The sequence below is a fragment of the Candidatus Symbiopectobacterium sp. NZEC127 genome, from assembly GCF_025962675.1.
Taxonomy (GTDB): domain Bacteria; phylum Pseudomonadota; class Gammaproteobacteria; order Enterobacterales; family Enterobacteriaceae; genus Symbiopectobacterium.
Genome location: NZ_JAGFPG010000002.1, coordinates 516,021 through 534,132 on the forward strand (window position 1 = coordinate 516,021; position 18,112 = coordinate 534,132).

Below are 18,112 nucleotides of genomic sequence, written 5' to 3' on the forward strand. Positions count from 1 at the left end.
TTTGGATGAACCATAATGTGCTCAGATGGATAAATTCGCGCAAATGAGCATCTTTGCAGGAGAATGTATCACATAACCCCGTTACCGCCTATCTTGCGGAGGGCATCAGAACCACATAAAAAATAGGGATATCAATAAAAATCAGTGAGTAACGCCGCTATATTGAAAATTGTTAATTTTTCTCTTAAACCGATATTGCCCTGACAAAAAATGCGATATGTTACCTAAACCTCGGCGATGCAAAACCATTGACCAGGGGCATAATAAGAGGACAGGATGATGGCAGATGAGTTGCAGAACAAACTCGTTACGGCGTTAACGTCTCTGCGCGATCAGGGGAAAACGCCGACGCAGGCCGTCGAGCATATGATTCAGGCATTGGGCGGGCACTATCATGATATTTCCCGCATTAGTGTATTAAATGCCAAACTGATTGCCGATGTACTGTATACGGTTTATCAGGGAAAGATCGTCGCCCATGAATTGGCGGTGTTATTGCGCAATATGTGTTATGGCGGGCCTGATATCGCTCTGGCGCTTCGGACCACCTTCACGATGCTGGATGCGCAAGCGATTGGGGCGCTGCTGCTGGATACGCAGGTTTATCCCGAGAGTGACAAACAACAGGTGCACCATGCGTTGCACTATGCAAAATTTGCTGTACCTGAATGCGATCGGGCGGTGGAGGCGCTTTACGCCGCTTAGCCCCCTAACTGCGTTGCCGCCATCCCGGCTTTCGGTGTGGCGGTGTGAATCCCTTTCTCGACTTCCCTCCAGGGCATTATCAGGCCTGTATTATCAATAACAACACCGCATGACCCGGCGTTCCTTTGTTATAAAAATCGCTATTTTTCATGTCTCGGATATTTTTCATGCTGGTCGACTGCGATCTGTTACGCATAATTATGTGTGTCTGTGTGATTTTGCGATTTTGTGGTTTTTACTCCTTGATTGCATGAACAGCGCCGCTGGCGCGCGACACTCTTTTAAGGCGTCATTGCAGTGCTGGAGGGGAAAATGCAAGAGGTTGTTCGCTACCGCAGTATTCGTGGAGATGATTATCGCCATGTGTGGGTGGTTGGGGATCTTCATGGCTGCTATCAACAATTGAAGCAGCAACTGATTGCACGAAAATTTGATGAACGTTGTGATCTGCTGATTGCTGTCGGCGATCTTATCGATCGCGGCCCGGACAGCCCTGCGTGTCTGGCTCTGTTGGATGCGCCCTGGTTCATTTCGGTGACAGGCAATCATGAGTGTATGGCGCAAGCGGTGTTGCAAGGAGAGAGTAGCGATTGCTGGCGCAACAATGGTGGTGGCTGGTATTTCGACTTGAGTCCGGTACATCGTCATTCCATCGATCGACTGATCCATCTGTCGGCGTCATTGCCGCATGTTCTGGAAGTCAACGTGCAAACGCGCCTTTATGTTATTGCTCACGCGGATTATCCGTCTGCTCGTTATGGTTTGGATCTACCGGTCGATGTGGATGACGTCGTGTGGGGGCGTACGCGGTTGCGCCAAGCCCAGGCTGGCGACTATCAACGGATCGAGGGGGCTGATCGTTTTATCTTCGGACACACGCCGCTTAAAAAGGTGTGCGCGTATGCCAATCAGATCTATCTCGATACGGGGGCCGTGTACGGTGGATCCCTTTCCATGGTGCGCTTGCGCTAGCAGGATGCCTTTTCTGCGCTTTGCTTGCTTTCTTGCATGCCCGGTTATCCCTCTTCGCACTATTTAACCCTGTTCACGCTGATATTCTCGTTCGAGATAGCGCCGTGGCGTGATTATTATCGCCCAATGAACAAAATGCTGTTCATACTGCAACCTCTCTAAGGTAGCATCAGGAGGCAATGTTGGCGTTTATAATAGGAAAGGATGATGAATATAACCATTTATCCCGCTCAGAAAGCTGATGCGGGCGCGATCTTGGATATGATTATTGAGCTGGCGGAATATGAACTTGCCCGTAATCAAGTGATTGCGACGCGGGAAGACATTGAAAAAACGCTGTTTGGCCCTGATACGCGCACGGAAGCCTTAATTTGCGCCATTGACGGGGTACCGGTTGGCTACGCGGTATTCTTTATGAGTTATTCCACCTGGCTGGGAAAGAACGGTATTTATCTTGAAGATCTCTATGTAGCCAAACGTTTCCGTCAGCATGGTGCGGGCAAAGCGTTGTTGGCACATGTAGCAAAATTGGCCAAAGAGCGAGGTTGTGGTCGCCTGGAGTGGAGCGTACTGGATTGGAACCAGCCTGCTATCGATTTTTACGACAGTATTGGTGCTAACGCACAAAGTGAATGGATTCGCTACCGTTTGGACGAACAAGGCATTGAGAACTTTTTGCGTAAGCACGTAAGAGCGTGAATTGAACCCTGCTTGCGATCCGGTGGCCCGCTGAGAGGCCACCGGACGAATGTTACACACCGAGCTTTTTGTGGTACTCCGCGCGGGTTTTTTTCAGGTTGTCTGTCGCGGTTTTCGCTTCAGATAATTTTCCTGCATCTACCAGCGCAATGGCATCATCGATTTGCGTAATCAGCTTGCCCAACCCTTCGTTAAACACCTGGCTGTCAGGCCCTTTGTTAAATTCCGGATCGGCTTTGGCCTTGGTGGCGTGTTCCTTCATGGTCTGCAATTCAGATTTTAGCGATGCCGCATCGCTGGCGCTGTTAGCCCCTTTGTAACTGCCCGCCATCGCACGCATTTCCTCTTTCACCGATGCCTGACTGGCCAGCGGCAGTGCCAGCGTGACGCTCGCCAGTGCGATGCTTACTGCGATCATTGCTCTTTTCATTGCTTACTCCTGTTGGGTGATGCTTTAACGGAAGGGATACCCTTGACGTTTTGTTATTGTTATGTGAAAGAGTATTCATGAGTCTGTGAACGGGGTCAAATGGTATATCTCATTCAATGCATAAGAAAAAAATCTTGTCTGACATCCTCTTTTTGTAGGAATTCTATGCTACGGAGTCTCATTTTTTATTAATTTTTGTTTGACGATTATTTAATCAAATAGAGCGATTATTGAAAAACTGAATAAAGTGCGAAAAAAGTAAGCTTTTTAAGCATTATTCTATGTGTCAATAAAATAGTGAAAGGTGAAAACAATATCTGTTTAGATAAAAGGTGGTTGAATGATGATGCTTAATGAGGGCGAGGTGAAAATCAATGATTTCTATTCTCTTTTGCATAAATATCAACGCGTCATCTTATTTTTAATCGTGTGCATGCTTCCGATCTCGTTGTTTGCTAAGAATAATTCTTCTTCAGATACACAGATTATTAGGGGGAATAAAAAATTGCAGGGTAGGCAGTTAGTGGTTGAGGCTGAAAAACCCGGAAAGTACCGAATTGGTATTCTTGTTTTTCCCGGAATTGACGTCATTGCGATTGAAAATAAAGAGGAAAGATTAAAAAAGAAACGAGAGGTGCATGGTAAGGTCATTCAGGCACTGTCAGGGAAAATTTCCCTCTATGATTTTCACTACAGGACCCTGTTTAAAGAAATTACACTCCCTTCAAAAGACAATAAATGGAACCCTGCTTCTGAATATCTGATTGATGAAGAACTCTTAGGCGCAAGCTATGATGTGATTGAGATATCTCGCACCGGGCGCTATATATTCCGCCCGGAAATTATCAGCCAGGACCCGGTATTCACTGATTATACCCTGATTTTTGAACCTGTGGGCCGTTCAGCATCCTTCTATGCCAAAGTGCGTGACTTCTTTCACGGTTACTTTCTGCGTAAGGATACGCAATGATAAACCGCACAGGGACGCTGAAAAAAACGTTGAATAACCCTTTCCCATGGCATGCCTTTTTACACGTTATCGTGTTTCTTGTGGCATTAATGGCACCGTTGGCAGGGTATGCCGAGGATATCAATTCCCCTATGGTATTGGCACCGCCCAAAGCGGAAAAGATATTGGCCAGACAGTTTGTGCTATATGCGGAAAAGTCTGGGAAGTATCAATTGGATATTCTTTTTTCTCCTGGGGAAGAAATTAATAATATTGTTGATTTTAATGAGCGTTTTACCAGGGAACGAGAGGTTCATAGAAAAGCTTTATACGATTTAGAAGGGCGTATTCTTGTTTTTGATTTACAGGAAAATATCCTGGTTCAGGAAATTTTTATTCCTACTCAGGAAAAGACTAAAACCTTTTCGTCACTATATATCATTGATGAAGATGAATTGGGTGAACTCTATCCTGCTGTTGATATACCGCATCAAGGGCGCTACCTGATTCGTCCTGAAATTTTCAGTCATTATCCTGAGTTTACCGATTATACGCTTTATTTTGTACGCGTCAGGTACAAATAAATCATTTACCCTTAAAATATTGAGGTGGATCTATGTCCTATTCAGTTACCGTAATGAATGATTCAAAGATTCTCGATAATCCTGAAGGCGGGGTTATTCATAGCTGGCTAAAATTCAATGATGGTTCTGCTGATGCAGATTATTTTGGTTTTACACCAAAAAATGGCTGGTTTGACAACAATATCCGGGGAAAAGATGCGGAAGGGCTTGTTGAGGATAGAAATGCGCTAGGACACAGACCCCCAACAGAAACCAAAACCATTCCCCTGACCGAAACACAATACCGGCAGATGATGCAAAGCATTAAGCAGTTTAAGCAACGCCAGCCTGGCTACGATCTCACACCGGATGGAAACGGTGATGCAAACTGCACCACGGCAGCAAACCAGATATTACAAAGTGGTGGAATCGATTATTTAGCGGGGCTGCAAACGCCTTTTGGCGTGGCCGATCGCATTAAGGGGCTGAATAATCACAATACCCTGGAAGACACGCTGGATGCCAAGGACAGACTGGATGAGCGCGTGGAACAACTCGGCACACAGACTCAAAAGACCCTGAGTGGTGCCGTCAACGATATCCTGAACGGTGCACGTGATGCCGTTCAGGATCAATTGGAAAACTATCTGAAATCGTTAACAGAACCTCGTCCACAGGCGAATATCGATGCGGCAGCGGCACTGTCAAAACATCTGGTCAGTCAGTTGCAGCACCAACTGGGCAGGATCGGTAATCATCTCGCCCCAATGGCACAAGAAGGGAGCCCATCCGCGCGCAAATACCTGCAAGAAGCGTTGGGATATCTGCGCAATCTCCTGAACGGCCCGCTTCAGGAGGCAATGAACAAGCTCCTTGACGGTGCATTAACGGGGTTGAATGCCAGCCCTTTCGGCCCAGGGGGATTAATGCCACCACTGGACGGGCTGCCCGATATTTTTGGGCCACCGGAGGGACCCGATACGGGGGATTCCGAAACGGCAGTCGACCCTATTATTCTCGATCTCGATGGAGATGGAATAGAAACGCTTCCCCTGTCGAAAGGCGTCTTTTTCGATCACGATGAGAATATGTTCGCGGAAAGCACTGGATGGGTAAGACCGGATGATGGTCTGTTGGTGCTGGATCGTAATGGCGATGGGCGTATTGATACGGGTCGTGAACTGTTTGGTAATCATGCCCGCCTGAAAGACGGCAAGCTGGCAGACCATGGTTTTCTGGCCCTTAAGGAACAGGATGATAACGGGGATGGCGTACTGGATGCCAAGGATATCAGTTGGCAGAAATTGCAGGTATGGCGCGATCTTAACAGTGACGCCAACGTAGATGAAGGAGAATTATTTACACCTAAACAGGTGGGCGTGACATCTATAGATACTCACTGGAAACCCTCCTCCTTCGTGGACGCTCAAGACCATGCGCACAGGCAGGTCGGCAGTATCACTTATAGCGATGGCACAAAAGGCCAGGCAAGTGATGTCTGGTTTACTGCTAATAAAGGGCATACGAGATATACCGGAGACATCAGCGTCGGAGAAGACATTCGGCGACTGCCGCACATTCGCGGTTTCGGCAATATGGCGGATTTGCATGTGGCGATGAGTCAGAGCCCAACGCTCCGCGCTTTGGTTGAAGACTATGCAGCAGACCCACAAGCCGCTCAACAGGCTGGAAAAATGGAGAAAATACTCTTTTCCTGGGCGGGTGTTACGGATATCGATCCTAAAAGTCGTGGTCATTATATTGATGCGCGCCAATTGGCGGTGCTGGAACGGGCGTCGGGCAAGGGCTTTAAACACCAGTGGAGTGGCGATACCAATCCCTTTATTGGCTCCGCTGGATTGTTAAAAGCAGAATACCGTAAGTTTGCCCAGCACACCGAAGCGTGTCTGCTGGCACAGACCTTGTACCGCAATGAATTTGCTTTGATCGCTGTGGATATAAAACCCGATTTCAGTGGCCTGACACTGAATTTTGACGCGTTTGAATCACATCTCAACCAACTTAAAGGGACTGACGTGGTAGCGCATTTAAGGCTCCGCAATGCATTCCATTCCTTTTTTTCTTATCATCCCACATTCAGTGCCGAACAAGAACGTATTGGATTCCCGCCGCAGCGGACATTTATCGGGGGGAGCGACAACGACACGCTTGAGGGAAGCCGAGGGGATGACATTCTGGTGGGCGGTGCAGGTGATGACTATCTCGAAGGGGGAAGCGGCAGCGATGTTTACCTGTTCAATCGGGGGGATGGAAAGGATGTGATTGCTGAGACCAGCAGTGAATCTGACGATGTAGATGTGCTGCGGTTCGGTGAGGGAATAAGCCCGGAACAGGTGGTGGTGGCGCGGCGAGGCGGATTGACGAGCTCCAAGGCGCTCAGTTTGGCTTCCGGTGATGACAGGGTAACGGTCAAAGATTTTTTTTATGAGAAACGACATCAGATAGAGCGCGTCGAGTTTGCTGAGGGTACCGCATGGGATGTGGATACCCTAAAAGCAATGCTGCTGCGAGGTACAGAAGAGGCGCAGACGCTGTGGGGCTATGAAGAAGGGAGTGAGATACACGGCGGTGGGGGAGATGACTGCCTGTATGGCAACAAGGGAAAAGACAGTCTGTACGGGGATGCGGGGGATGACACTCTGGAGGGCGGCACGGGTGACGATACGCTGGATGGCGGAGCGGGAAATGATGTATTGAGGGGCGAAAATGGTAACGACAGGCTGGTGGGGGGCAGTGGTGCTGACAGGTTGGACGGCGGGGCAGGTAATGATGTGCTGACCGGTGATGAGGGCAATGACACGTTGGAGGGTGGTACGGGTGACGATTGTCTGACAGGTGGCAAAGGCGATGACCGGCTTGAGGGGGATGGTGGTAACGACAAGTTGATGGGAGGAAACGGGAACGACCGCCTCAAAGGTGGAACGGGCAATGACATACTCTCAGGCGGTACGGGTAAGGATCATCTTGAGGGAGGAAGTGGCAGCGACACCTACTTGTTTAGCCGTGGTGGTGGCCAGGATGTTATTGCAGAACACAGCAGTGAATCTGGCGATGTTGATGTGCTTAAGCTTAGTAAGGGCATCACTCCGCAACAAGTAACACTACAACGCCGTAGTGGTTCAAGCTACAGCAAGGCCAACGATCTGGCGCTGTTGTTCCAGAACAGCAAGGATAGCGTGACGATCCAAGAATTCTTTAGCGCACCACGATATCAGATAGAACGCATTGAATTTGCTGACGGTACGCAATGGCAGTCAACGGATATTCTCAATCATATTGAATCCGGGCAAGCATTGCCTACTGGCAAGAAAGGGCGTCTGCAACGGTCTGTCGCTTTGATGAAACAAGATATCGTCCAGTTTATGGGTTGGGATGAAGAGGATGATGCCAGTGTCTCTTCCGTCTCGCTGCCGTTAGCAACGGCACCATCAGATCAGCATCGCCAGCAATCTTCTCTCGCGTATTAATGGAGGCAGGGCATGTCTCAAGATAAATACGTGTGGCAAGGATTGGCATCGATCGTGGGATATTACGGTATCGCCGTAAACATAGAGGCATTACAAGCGCAGTTCGGAACTGATACCCACCATGATATTAACGTGCAACTGGTTCGTGCTGCTCGTCACTGTGGCTTTCGCTGTCGCTATCAAGCCCGCATCACGGTTTCTGATGACATGCCCACACCTGCTTTAGTTTATTTTCCGGAAAAAGGGTATGTCTTACTGCTGGCCGTTAAAGAGGGAAAGTGGCTGATACAAGAGATATCTCGCGATCGATCTGAAATTTTCCATCCTGCTCAGGGGCAGACAGTAAGCGGTTTTATGTTCACCCGGCGTTTTTTCTCTGACAATTTGGCTCAGAAATTTAATCTGCGCTGGTTCGCTCAGGCTTTTATTCGCTATAAAAGCCTGGTGGTTGAGATCATGCTCGCCTCTTTTTTTATTCAGATATTGGCACTGATTCTTCCCTTATTTTTTCAGATTGTCGTGGATAAGGTATTGGCACACCAAAGTGTGTCGACGTTGGATGTGCTGGCACTGGGGATGATTTGTGTCACGTTGGCGGATGTGGTGCTGGATGGGTTACGCAACTACCAGTTGGCGCATACCTCGCAGCGTATTGATGCCACGTTAAGTTCGCTGCTCTATCGTCATCTGTTGTCGCTTCCGTTGGGATGGTTTCGTGGGCGTCAGACTGGGGTGACCGTCGCACGGGTGCATGAGCTCAAAACGGTACGGGAGTTTTTGACCGGCAGTGCAATGACGTTAGGGTTGGATCTGTTATTCACTGTGGTCTTTTTTGTGGTCATGGCGATGTATAGCCTTTCTTTGACCGTTGTCGTCCTGATATCCCTGCTGCCTTACATTGTTTTGTCGGCTGTCATTACACGACCACTACGGAATCGATTAGAGGATCAGTTTCGGCAGGGGGCGAAAAATCAGGCTTTTCTGGTTGAGAGTATTACTGCCATTGAACCCGTCAAGGCGATGTCCGTCGAGCATCACCTGACGCGTCGCTGGGATGAACAGACGGCGGCGTTTGTCAGCAGTTGCTTTAAAACTGGCAACTTGAGCAATATCGCGAATCAGATATCGCGTTTTATCAGCAGAATCACCAGCGTGGTTATTTTGTGGTATGGCTCTCGGCTGGTGATTGAGGGGGGAATGACGGTTGGAGGGCTTATTGCCTTTAATATGTTTGCCGGACACGTTACTGGCCCCATCTTACGTCTGGTGCAACTGTGGCAGGATGTGCAGCAAGTTTCTATTTCCGTTAAACGCCTGGGAGACATTCTGAATGTGCCGCCCGAGCAACAGCAACAAAGTGGCGTAACGCTTGCGGAAATACACGGGACCGTGCGTTTTGCTGATATCCGCTTTTCCTACCGTATTGATGCGCCCCCCGTATTGGATGGCCTCAACTTATCCGTGCAGGCAGGTGAAATCATTGGCATTGTTGGTCGCTCTGGTTCGGGTAAAAGTACCCTGGCTCGGCTGATACAACGTCTTTATCTTCCCTCGTCTGGGCAGATCTTTATTGATGACACCGACATTGCCCATACCGATCCGCATTGGCTGCGGCGAAGTGTCAGTGTGGTATTGCAGGAGACACAGCTTTTTTCTGGCACTGTGCGCGACAATATTGCGTTAGCGTTGCCTAACTCGCCCATCGAACAGGTTATTTCGGCGGCCACGTTGGCCGGTGCGCATGAGTTTATCAGCGCGCTACCGCTGGGGTACGACACCCCGGTTGGTGAGCAAGGCAACCTGTTTTCCGGTGGGCAAAAACAGCGTATCGGTATTGCACGAGCCCTTATCACTCAGCCTAGGATTCTCATCCTGGATGAGGCCACCAGCGCACTGGATTATGAATCAGAACGCGTGATTCAGAACAATATGGCTGAAATATGCCGTGGCAGAACGGTGTTCATTATTGCGCATCGGTTATCGGCGGTGCGCCGTGCTGACCGTATCATTGCCATGGTGTCAGGCAAGGTGAGCGAGCAGGGTTCGCATGACGAGCTTCTGGCGTCGGGGGGGCTGTATGCCCGACTGTATGCCTTGCAGCAGGGAGAGGCGTGATGAAAGCGCACTATCGTGAATTTCTTCCTGCGGTAATTGAAATCCAGGAAACACCGCCCTCTCCTGTAGGCAGAGCAATTTTATGGGTCATCATGGTATCACTCATCCTTGCCGTGCTGTGGTCGGCCCTTGGAAAGGTCGATATTGTGGCAGTGACTCACGGCAAGGTGGCGGTGAGGGAACTGTCTCGGCCTGTCAGCACGGCGGTCACGGCAGAAGTTGCCAGCGTGTTGGTACGCGACGGTATGGCCGTTAAGCAAGGACAGGCACTCATTAAACTGAATAGCCAGCATCTGGATGAGCGGGCCGAAGAGTTGCGGCTGAGGCAGAAGCTAAATCGTTTTCACCTTGTGCGACTGGATAAACTCAACCGGTATTACAACGGACAAACGTGGTCCACCGTATTTCCTGATCGTTACCGCCGTGAAGATACCCAGCTAGCAGACCAGCTCGCAGCCCTGCTGATAACCGAGGTGGAAAACGATCGGTACGAAAAAGAGGTCTATGAAAGTAAAAAGGCGGTGTTACACGCAAAAATGATGGGACATCACTCTCGCCAACGGCTGGCTGAAGAGCAGTTAATGGTTTTTAAAGAGCAATATCAGGCGATAGAGAGCCTGTATCAAAAAAAAATAACCAGCCGCGACAGCTTATTAGAGATTAAAAAGGAATATTTGGAGGCGCACCATGCTGTCGATGGCGTAGCGGCAAACCAGGAAGAAAGCCGCCGTAGCCTGACGCAGTTGGAACAGGAACAAAGCAGCGCGGAGGCGAAAAAAATCAATTCGGTAGCCCAGAATATAGCGGAACGTGAACATGAAAATCATCTGTTGGCGAGCCAACTCAAACAGATTAACGCCCAAATAGCACAATACACGTTGCGCTCACCCGTAGAGGGTATCGTTGACTCGCTGGCTTTCCGCGATGCAGGAGGGGCCGTCGAGCCACCTCAGGAGCTGCTCAAGGTTGTCCCCGTCGATAGCGAACTGGTGGCAGAAGTCATGATCAAAAATCAGGATGTGGGCTTTTTGCGCGTGGGGCAGTCGGTAACGGTAAAAATCAACACCTTTGATTTTACGCGCTACGGCTGGGTAGATGGCACGCTACAGAATATCTCTGCGGATGCCACAGAGGATAAGGCGCTTGGATTGGTTTATCGCGCGGTCATTGCACTTAAGCATCGTTCGTTGCGAGTAGGGTCTGACGAATGGCAACTGGAACCCGGTATGCAGGTGACTGCGGAAATCAAAACCGGTAAAAGGACTTTCCTTAGCTATCTCATCAGCCCGGCAATGGAGGCGCTGCACGATGTGGGCAAGCAGCGTTGAAAATACGCGATTAACAGCCCATAAAATCATCTGTCAGAGGGTATTATCTTTGTTTTCGTGAATGTGCTTTTGATTGCGTCACGGCCAACGGGGTTAACAACTGCTCCCGCTCATGCCATACATGGGCAAACATATCCGTGAGCGGCGGATCGAACTTAAGTTTCTTGAGTTGGTAACCGATGCCAAGGGCGGTGATGTAGGTTTCTTCGTCCAGCGGTGTTTTGTGCTCTAAAAAGGTTTCGATAAATTTTTTACCGCGTAGCGCGATAGCCGGGTCTTTTTCCTGCGGGAGCTTGTTGTTACGGGGTGTTTTTTGACAGATGCGTGTCGCGGTTCCTCTCAGTTTGGTATTTTTAAAAATGTCATCGACTGAGGTGACCGCAATACCGATCGCCTGGCAGCGGCCCTCATGGCCTTCTTTAACTGCACAGCGGTACACGCTTTTCAAACAAGGGTGTTTCCTGGTGGTGCGAAACAGAAAACGCTCTCGTTGGGCTGTCAGCAGGGGGAGCAGGTTGTTTTCAATCTTTTTAATCCGGTACGGCGCTATCTTGCTCGGAAACTGTTTTTCCTTGTGCTCAGTCGGTGCTATCAGGGGGCTGAGGCTCGGGGACTTATAGAGCGTGATAATCATGTCATCTTCCTTGTTGTTCCTGATTAGAGACTAGTATGCGCTATAGCCACTTGTTTTCTTTCTGAAAACGTTCCATGTGGTATTGGTGCTGGCTGGGAAAATCACGCCCTACAGTAGTTTTTCTTACCGTGGGTTGTGTCAACGGATGGTTTAAAAAGAGAGCTCGCGAATCAATACTGCCGACGCGAGTTTCCAGCCGCGCACCAACAGGCTTTGCGCTTCGCCCTCCATCACTACCGTGCCGCGTAGTACCTGTCCCGGTGCGTGAAAATCAGGCGGTAGTCGTAGCAGGACGCGATATACCGCCTGTTCCGGGTGGAGTTTACGCTGTCCATCACTCAGGGTGGCGATTGCTCCGCCGTAGATGGAAGCCAGCTCCGGCACGTTGTTCAGATCGCGTGCGGCAGTGCTGTCAATGTCGGCAACGGTGACGGGCATCGCTTCGTGGTTAACATCCTGAGCGTAAAACGTACCGGAATTACCGATGCGCAGGCGCTGCCAATCTTTCTCAGAAACGAAAGCCTCTACCAGCCCGCCAACGGGCTGAGTGACGACGGCCAGCCATTCACCTTGTCCAAGCCACTCGCCTTCAGACAGCGGTGTGCCCATATCTGCCACCACGCCATCCATCGGGGCGCGCACCGTCAACTGCTCGGATTGGCGCAACAGCACCTGTAAACGCTGTTGTGCGGCATCCCGTTCTTGCTTGACGCGCAGGTGGTCGCCCGCGGCCTCTTTATTGAACAACTGGAATGTGCTTTGCCACTCCAAGGTGGCGATTTGTCGCTCCAACTGCTGCCGCTCGTGGGCTAAAGGTTCCGACGAAAGCTGAAACAGCACTTGCCCGGCCTGTACCGGTTGGCCGACCTGTACGGCGATACCGGCGAGCATCGCGGGCAGCGGCGTGTAGAGGCTACTTTGCTGTTCTGCTCGCAGCAAGGCGGGCGCGTAAACGTTTCGTTGCCAGGGCAGCAGCAGGAGAAGCAGTACCAGGGCACTGAGCGTCAGGGTGGTTATCATATTGCGATTCATTCGGTAGTCCTTGCGACGTTGGCTCCACGCGCGCAGCTCATTGACGATGGGCATCACCACGAAAACCCCGATCTCCACGGCAAACAACAGCATGCCCAACAGCTTAAACGCCATGTGATAGACCAGAATCGCGATACCGGTAAACAGGAACAGGCGGTAAACCCATACGGTAAAGGCATAGCCGACCAGCGTGCGTTGCAACCAGCGGGGAAACATCTCGGGTGGCGCATCCCCAAGGCCAAACAGCCACTCGCGCATCTGCCAGCGGCCCATGGCAAAGCCGCGCTGTTGCAGGTTGGGTACCTGCAAGGCATCCGACAGCAAAAAGTAACCGTCGAACCGCATCAGCGGGCTTAGGTTGACCGCCAGCGTCATGATCCAGGTGGTGGTAGCCAGCATAAAGGCAGCGCTGCGCAGCATGCCATCCGGCAGGAAGCTCCAGGCCAGGGTAGCCCAGGCGGCTAACGCCAGTTCAGTCAGCATACCGGCGGCACCGATGGTGATGCGTTGACGCCGCCGCGTTAGTTTCCACGACCCGGAGGTATCGGTGTAGAGCATCGGCATCATCACCAGAAACGCCACTCCCATGGTGGCGACGCGTGCGCCAAAGTGTTTACAGGCGTAGGCATGGCCGAATTCGTGCAGGATCTTGGTAACGCACAGCGTAAGCCCGGCCAGTGCGGCACCTTCCAGCGTGAAAAAGTGCAAAAAAGTGTGGGTGAAGGTGTCCCATTGCCGTCCGACGAGAAACAGCCCCAGCACGCCAGCCAGTATCGTCAGCGTTAAGAATGAGCGGCGATAGAACAGCGAGACCCAGGGCAGCGTAGCGCTGAGAAAACGGTCCGGGTGCCACAGGGGAATACGGAAGAACAGATAGTTCTTCAATAACATGCGCCACAGTGATACCCGCGAGCGCTGCACTTGCTGAGAAAATTGCGCCAGTGCTTTATCACCGCTGACGCGCGTCAGGCTGTTGGTTTGCAGAAAGTGGTTGAAATAGTGCACATCACTTTCATCCAGCGCCAGCGTCGACGCCTGTTGGATATCTGTAATAATGCGTGCGGCGTCACCCAGTGACCAGCGCGACAGCATTGCCATCTCCGGCCATCCGATACGAAAATAGAGGCCGCGCAGCGGATCTTCCAGCGTCCAACTGGGGGAACCATCGCGGTTCGCCGGGCCTTTATGCAAAATCAGCTCATCCCGTAACGGACTGAGTGGCGTCGCGGAAGGGGTTCCCGGCAGCATCAGACCCCCAGCCAGACGCGCAGCGTCGCCAGCGGTTTGCGCAGCAGGTAAGCGACCAGCAGCGTGCGCTTACCGTACAGCTTGGCCGTGCCCTTTAGCCCGACGCGCCGTTGCGCATCGTCCTCGGTAAAGCGGGCGCGCAGGCGGTAGGCCATCACGTTATCCGGCGTGAGCGCCGCACGATAACCGATTTGCGTCAGTTGCGCCTCCTGAGCGGCATTGGGGGCGACATTCAGGAACAGCCGCACATCCGCGCCGGTTTCCAGCGCAATCGCATCCGCAGCGGGCAGTTGGATTTCCAGTTCCACATCTTTCGGATCGGCGATCATCATGATCCGCTCTCCGACCGCTACGGAACGGCCAATCCATTCACTGGCATCGTCAAACACCGCCACGCCATCGCGCGGTGAGGTCAACTGCATACGCTCCAGTTGACGCAGGAGAAAATCTCGCTCGCTTTGCGCCTGCTCGCGGCGGCTTTGCAGAACCGCCAGACTGGCCTTGCTGTTGGCATCAAACAGCGCCTGTTGTTGCGCCTGACGATACTGGGCATCGGCGGTGGCAAACGTCTGGCGCGCGGCTTCCAGCCGGTTTTCCAGTTCGCGTGCATCCAACCGCGCCAGGGGCTGATTGGCTCGGATGGGTTGATTGGGGCGCACCAGAATATCATCGACTACGCCCGCGACAGGCGCGCGCACCATCACCGGTTGATGCGCCACAATCTCTGCCGGGGCCAACACGGACTGGCGCACCGGGATCAACATCACTAACGCCAATGCCACGGCGCTACACAGCACGATGCGGCGTTTTTTCGGGTGTGTTGGCGTCGCGCGGCGCTGTTTATGCAAGCTGGACCAGGCGTGGGCGTAAGGTTCTGCCAGCGTGTCCAGCAGCAGGATCTCCGCTGCCAGCCACGGGGTTTCGCGTGCCAGAATCAGCGTCAGTGTGGTTTCCCCCTGCGCCGATCGCAATGGCAGCCACAACAGGTGTTCGGGCAGATGTTCATGCCATAACGCCTGATCCTCAACCGGCAGATCCTGACAGCGTAGCGTACCGCTCTGGCGCTGTTCTGCCTGCCACTGGCGGCACCACCGACTAAAGGTGCTGCAAAAGGGCGCATTGTGATCGAGCGAGGCCAATCCCGAGACCGCCTGTAACCGCTGCTGCTCGTTGCTCCACAACAGCGCCTGACGATATTTCACCAGCGAATGGGTTTCATTGACGATAAAAAACGCCAACTCATCAGATGTTTCACGCGCGCGGGCACGCCGTTGCAGTTGCAGCAATTCGGCCAGTAGCGTGAGCTGTGGGTCTTGCTCGGTAGGTGCCGCAGGAGCGGCGGTTGGGCGATTCATGGCGTGCTGCCGTCTGGCGCTGCTATCTGCGCGACACCGCTCATGCCCGGCAGTAAGCCTGCGCTTGGCTGGGCCAAACGACCAAACACTTTCACTGACTGACTTACCGGCTCCACCGAGGAGGAGATACGGCTAATTTCCGCTGGGTAGGTTAACCCGGTTTCATCCAGCGTTACCTGAAACGGGCTGCCCTGTTTCAGCCACACCAGCCAGCGAGAAGGCACGATCATCTCCAGCTCAAAGGCGCTGTCGTCATAGATAGCCAGTAGCTCTTTGCCTTCCGGCACGGATTCCCAGCGCTTGACCTTGGTTTCGGTGACTCGCCCCGAGAACGGCGCTTTGATGGCGCAACGTTGCAACATGGCGCGATTCACGCCGCTCTCCGCCTGTGCCATGGAGACGGTGGAGCGCGCCTGATCCACCTCAGACAGGCTGATGGCGTTGAGCTTGTCGAGGCGGTCGGCGATAGCCAGCTTTTTACGCGCGGCGTTTTCCGCCGCGCTGGAGTAGTTCAATTTCTCACGCAACACCGTACAGTCGAAGGTCAGTAGGGTATCTCCCTGCTTAAAGTGTTCACCTTCTTTCACGGTAATGTCGGTGATTTTTCCGGCGATTTCGCTCGATAATACGCTATAGCGCTGCGCGCTGAGCTGAACGCGAATATCCCCCTGCGCGGCCTGCCCCCACAGGGGCAGAACCAGCGTGCTTGCCAGCAGCAGCGGTCGCATCATGCTGCTCATCATTACCGCGAGCCTCCCGCCTGAAGGGATTGCAGGTTATCCCACATATCGGTGTTAACCACGCGATACGGTTTGGCCGCCGCTGATGCTGCTGTGGGGGTTGGCGTTCTCACCGTGGCAGCGGTTGGCAAGGGGGCCGGATGGGGCGCGACGACAGGTGCCGCTGGCGTAGCCGCTGCCAGCGACAGGCGCGGAACGGCGACACCGCCTTTTTCCAGCGCGCCCGTGGTGCGGGAGATGCTGTTGCTCAATGCCGCCAGGCTGACATCGTTGACGTTATCCGGCAACACATCCAACCCCGCCGCTTGGTATACCGCACCCAGTGCGTTTTGTACGTCGGCAAAGCTGCGATCGCGTGCGCGCGTGGTGAGAATGGTTTCGGTACTGACCCGTACCTGTTCCATCTGGGTTTCTGCCCGATGCTGCACGCTCAGTACGGTCTGATTCAGGATACCGCGCTGGATGCGCGCCAGTTCCTGATAGCGACCAAACATGCGTGTGCTCTGTTGGTATTCCTGCCAGGCCACGTTCACCTGCGTCAGCACCGCCATACGCAATGCCTGACGGCGCACTTCTGCCAGATCTTCATTGGCTTCACCGGCACGTTTTACCGACGACCACGACAGCACGTTAAGCAGATTGCCGCTGACCTGAACCCCGGCGCTGGCCCATTGCTGATTCACCAGATAGCTGTTGCTGTCGCTGTTCACACCGGCAAACAGCGAGACACCCGGCAGCAGACGCAGCAGCGACTTGCGGGTTTCCAGCACGCTGTTACGTGCCAGATAGCCCTCTTCGCGCACTTCGGGACGTTTCACCATGGAGAAGTTTTCCAGATCGTCGAGCGAATAGGCGATCTTCGGTGCCACCAGACTGCTTTCACTCGGCACTACAAGGTCGAATTTGCTGGAGGGCGGCAGGTTCATCAACGCTGCCAGACGCGATTTCGCCACCACCAGATCGCTGTCGACGATCTCTAGCTGACGCACCATCTCCAGCATGTTTTTCTGGAAGCGCAGCGCCTCCACAGGAGCCAACAGGCGTTGTTGTTCGGTCTGGCGTGCATAGTCCAGCGTCTGGCGGGCCTGCGTCAGTGCGGTGGTGACTTCCGGTTGTAAACGCTGGGCGGTGGCGGCTTCCCAGTAGGCGGTGCGCACCTGCCGGGTGATATCGGCCACCACGCGACGGCGGCGCTCTTCTGCTGCCAGAGATTTGTTGGCCTGCACCTTGGCGTTAAAGTAGCTGATGCCGAAATCCAATACGTTCCAGCTTAACGACAGATCGGCGGTGCGCGTGGTTTGATCCTGACTGGTGGAAGGCTCCAGAGATGTTTTTCCACTAGAGATAGATTTACTGCTGGAAGCGGAAGCGCTGTCGCGCGTTTGCATCCCGGCGCGGGCAGTCAGTTTAGGCAGCAGCATATCCAGATTCTGCACGCCGAGCAGGTTATCTTCCATGGCCTGTTCCAGCAGCGCAACGCGCTGTTGCAGGTTGTATTTCAATGCGCGCGCAATGGCCTCTTCCAGCGTAATGGTGCCGCGCACCGGTTCCTGATTGGCGAACATCTGCGTTCTGTCGCTCAGCGCCTGCGCCACCTGCTGTTCGGTGCTGATCGGTTGCGGTTTGACCGCGCAACCCGCCAGCCCGATGCAGGCAAGGGTGACGGCGATGCGCAGTGCTTTGGTGCCAGAAAGCCGTTGCGGCACGGCAGTGACAGACTGATGGTGGTGTTGCTGGCTATCCCAGAAAGTGGCTGTGTGCTGATTCACCGGGTTATTCCCTCTTGTAATGGGTTTATTCTCTGTCGGTTGTGGGCTGAGTGGCCTGCAACCGACTGAACGTATGGTTAAATGC

Annotated in this window: 14 protein-coding genes; 8 read left to right on the plus strand and 6 right to left on the minus strand. The window is 52.7% G+C overall.

All coding sequences use genetic code 11. The features are described from left to right. Nucleotides 1-276 precede the first annotated feature (276 nt). The 3 genes from J5069_RS12345 to J5069_RS12355 all read left to right on the plus strand — a co-directional run bounded on the left by J5069_RS12345 (nucleotide 277) and on the right by J5069_RS12355 (nucleotide 2,376). Nucleotides 277-705 (plus strand): hypothetical protein, encoded by a 429-nt coding sequence (locus tag J5069_RS12345; protein ID WP_264644159.1) that lies wholly within the window; start codon nucleotides 277-279, stop codon nucleotides 703-705. A 312-nt stretch (nucleotides 706-1,017) separates the two neighbouring features. Next, on the plus strand, nucleotides 1,018-1,677 hold the full coding sequence (locus tag J5069_RS12350) for a metallophosphoesterase (protein ID WP_264644160.1): 660 nt from the start codon (nucleotides 1,018-1,020) through the stop codon (nucleotides 1,675-1,677). 207 nt (nucleotides 1,678-1,884) lie between these two features. Beyond that, on the plus strand, nucleotides 1,885-2,376 hold the full coding sequence (locus J5069_RS12355; RefSeq protein ID WP_264644374.1) for a GNAT family N-acetyltransferase: 492 nt from the start codon (nucleotides 1,885-1,887) through the stop codon (nucleotides 2,374-2,376). A gap of 52 nt (nucleotides 2,377-2,428) precedes the next feature. Here J5069_RS12355 and J5069_RS12360 read toward each other — a convergent pair whose 3' ends face one another. Continuing rightward, a complete protein-coding gene (locus J5069_RS12360) occupies nucleotides 2,429-2,806 on the minus strand; it encodes a cytochrome b562 (RefSeq protein WP_264644161.1) in 378 nt (125 codons plus the stop codon). 340 nt (nucleotides 2,807-3,146) lie between these two features. Here J5069_RS12360 and J5069_RS12365 point away from each other — a divergent pair, with 340 nt between their 5' ends. The 5 genes from J5069_RS12365 to J5069_RS12385 are packed head-to-tail and all read left to right on the plus strand — an operon-like array spanning nucleotide 3,147 to nucleotide 11,249. Further along, nucleotides 3,147-3,776 carry a hypothetical protein gene (locus J5069_RS12365; RefSeq protein WP_264644162.1) on the plus strand — a complete coding sequence of 210 codons (630 nt, stop codon included), beginning with the start codon at nucleotides 3,147-3,149 and terminating at the stop codon, nucleotides 3,774-3,776. Continuing rightward, the gene (locus J5069_RS12370; protein WP_264644163.1) at nucleotides 3,773-4,339 is read left to right on the plus strand and encodes a hypothetical protein; all 567 of its coding nucleotides are present in this window, start codon (nucleotides 3,773-3,775) and stop codon (nucleotides 4,337-4,339) included. Before J5069_RS12365 ends, J5069_RS12370 begins: the two co-directional genes overlap by 4 nt. Before the next feature lie 32 nt (nucleotides 4,340-4,371). Then, entirely contained in the window at nucleotides 4,372-7,806 is a 3,435-nt protein-coding gene (locus J5069_RS12375; RefSeq protein ID WP_264644164.1) for a calcium-binding protein, read from the plus strand. 12 nt (nucleotides 7,807-7,818) lie between these two features. Further along, complete coding sequence (locus J5069_RS12380) at nucleotides 7,819-9,921, plus strand: type I secretion system permease/ATPase (protein ID WP_264644165.1); 2,103 nt, start codon at nucleotides 7,819-7,821, stop codon at nucleotides 9,919-9,921. Next, complete coding sequence (locus tag J5069_RS12385) at nucleotides 9,921-11,249, plus strand: HlyD family type I secretion periplasmic adaptor subunit (protein WP_264644166.1); 1,329 nt, start codon at nucleotides 9,921-9,923, stop codon at nucleotides 11,247-11,249. Before J5069_RS12380 ends, J5069_RS12385 begins: the two co-directional genes overlap by 1 nt. A 43-nt stretch (nucleotides 11,250-11,292) precedes the next feature. Here the strand turns inward: J5069_RS12385 and J5069_RS12390 are convergent, their stop codons facing one another. From J5069_RS12390 to J5069_RS12410, 5 genes are all read right to left on the minus strand, one after another. Continuing rightward, complete coding sequence (locus J5069_RS12390; RefSeq protein WP_264644167.1) at nucleotides 11,293-11,883, minus strand: hypothetical protein; 591 nt, start codon at nucleotides 11,881-11,883, stop codon at nucleotides 11,293-11,295. 150 nt (nucleotides 11,884-12,033) lie between these two features. Beyond that, nucleotides 12,034-14,163, minus strand: a complete 2,130-nt coding sequence (locus tag J5069_RS12395; protein WP_264644168.1) for an HlyD family efflux transporter periplasmic adaptor subunit — start codon at nucleotides 14,161-14,163, stop codon at nucleotides 12,034-12,036. Continuing rightward, nucleotides 14,163-15,518 (minus strand): efflux RND transporter periplasmic adaptor subunit, encoded by a 1,356-nt coding sequence (locus tag J5069_RS12400; RefSeq protein WP_264644169.1) that lies wholly within the window; start codon nucleotides 15,516-15,518, stop codon nucleotides 14,163-14,165. Before J5069_RS12400 ends, J5069_RS12395 begins: the two co-directional genes overlap by 1 nt. Continuing rightward, a complete protein-coding gene (locus J5069_RS12405) occupies nucleotides 15,515-16,261 on the minus strand; it encodes an efflux RND transporter periplasmic adaptor subunit (RefSeq protein ID WP_264644170.1) in 747 nt (248 codons plus the stop codon). The genes J5069_RS12400 and J5069_RS12405 overlap by 4 nt, the downstream gene beginning before the upstream one ends. Then, complete coding sequence (locus J5069_RS12410; protein WP_264644171.1) at nucleotides 16,261-18,027, minus strand: TolC family protein; 1,767 nt, start codon at nucleotides 18,025-18,027, stop codon at nucleotides 16,261-16,263. The genes J5069_RS12405 and J5069_RS12410 overlap by 1 nt, the downstream gene beginning before the upstream one ends. Between the last annotated feature and the right edge of the window lie 85 nt (nucleotides 18,028-18,112).

Excerpts from the sequence above, each read along its gene's own strand:
- J5069_RS12405 (WP_264644170.1), bottom strand. The coding sequence starts at position 16,261 with ATGATGAGCAGCATGATGCGACCGCTGCTGCTGGCAAGCACGCTGGTT.
- J5069_RS12350 (WP_264644160.1), top strand. The coding sequence starts at position 1,018 with ATGCAAGAGGTTGTTCGCTACCGCAGTATTCGTGGAGATGATTATCGC.
- J5069_RS12395 (WP_264644168.1), bottom strand. The coding sequence starts at position 14,163 with ATGCTGCCGGGAACCCCTTCCGCGACGCCACTCAGTCCGTTACGGGAT.
- J5069_RS12360 (WP_264644161.1), bottom strand. The coding sequence starts at position 2,806 with ATGAAAAGAGCAATGATCGCAGTAAGCATCGCACTGGCGAGCGTCACG.
- J5069_RS12365 (WP_264644162.1), top strand. The coding sequence starts at position 3,147 with ATGATGATGCTTAATGAGGGCGAGGTGAAAATCAATGATTTCTATTCT.
- J5069_RS12355 (WP_264644374.1), top strand. The coding sequence starts at position 1,885 with ATGAATATAACCATTTATCCCGCTCAGAAAGCTGATGCGGGCGCGATC.
- J5069_RS12380 (WP_264644165.1), top strand. The coding sequence starts at position 7,819 with ATGTCTCAAGATAAATACGTGTGGCAAGGATTGGCATCGATCGTGGGA.
- J5069_RS12375 (WP_264644164.1), top strand. The coding sequence starts at position 4,372 with ATGTCCTATTCAGTTACCGTAATGAATGATTCAAAGATTCTCGATAAT.
- J5069_RS12390 (WP_264644167.1), bottom strand. The coding sequence starts at position 11,883 with ATGATTATCACGCTCTATAAGTCCCCGAGCCTCAGCCCCCTGATAGCA.
- J5069_RS12385 (WP_264644166.1), top strand. The coding sequence starts at position 9,921 with ATGAAAGCGCACTATCGTGAATTTCTTCCTGCGGTAATTGAAATCCAG.
- J5069_RS12345 (WP_264644159.1), top strand. The coding sequence starts at position 277 with ATGATGGCAGATGAGTTGCAGAACAAACTCGTTACGGCGTTAACGTCT.
- J5069_RS12370 (WP_264644163.1), top strand. The coding sequence starts at position 3,773 with ATGATAAACCGCACAGGGACGCTGAAAAAAACGTTGAATAACCCTTTC.
- J5069_RS12400 (WP_264644169.1), bottom strand. The coding sequence starts at position 15,518 with ATGAATCGCCCAACCGCCGCTCCTGCGGCACCTACCGAGCAAGACCCA.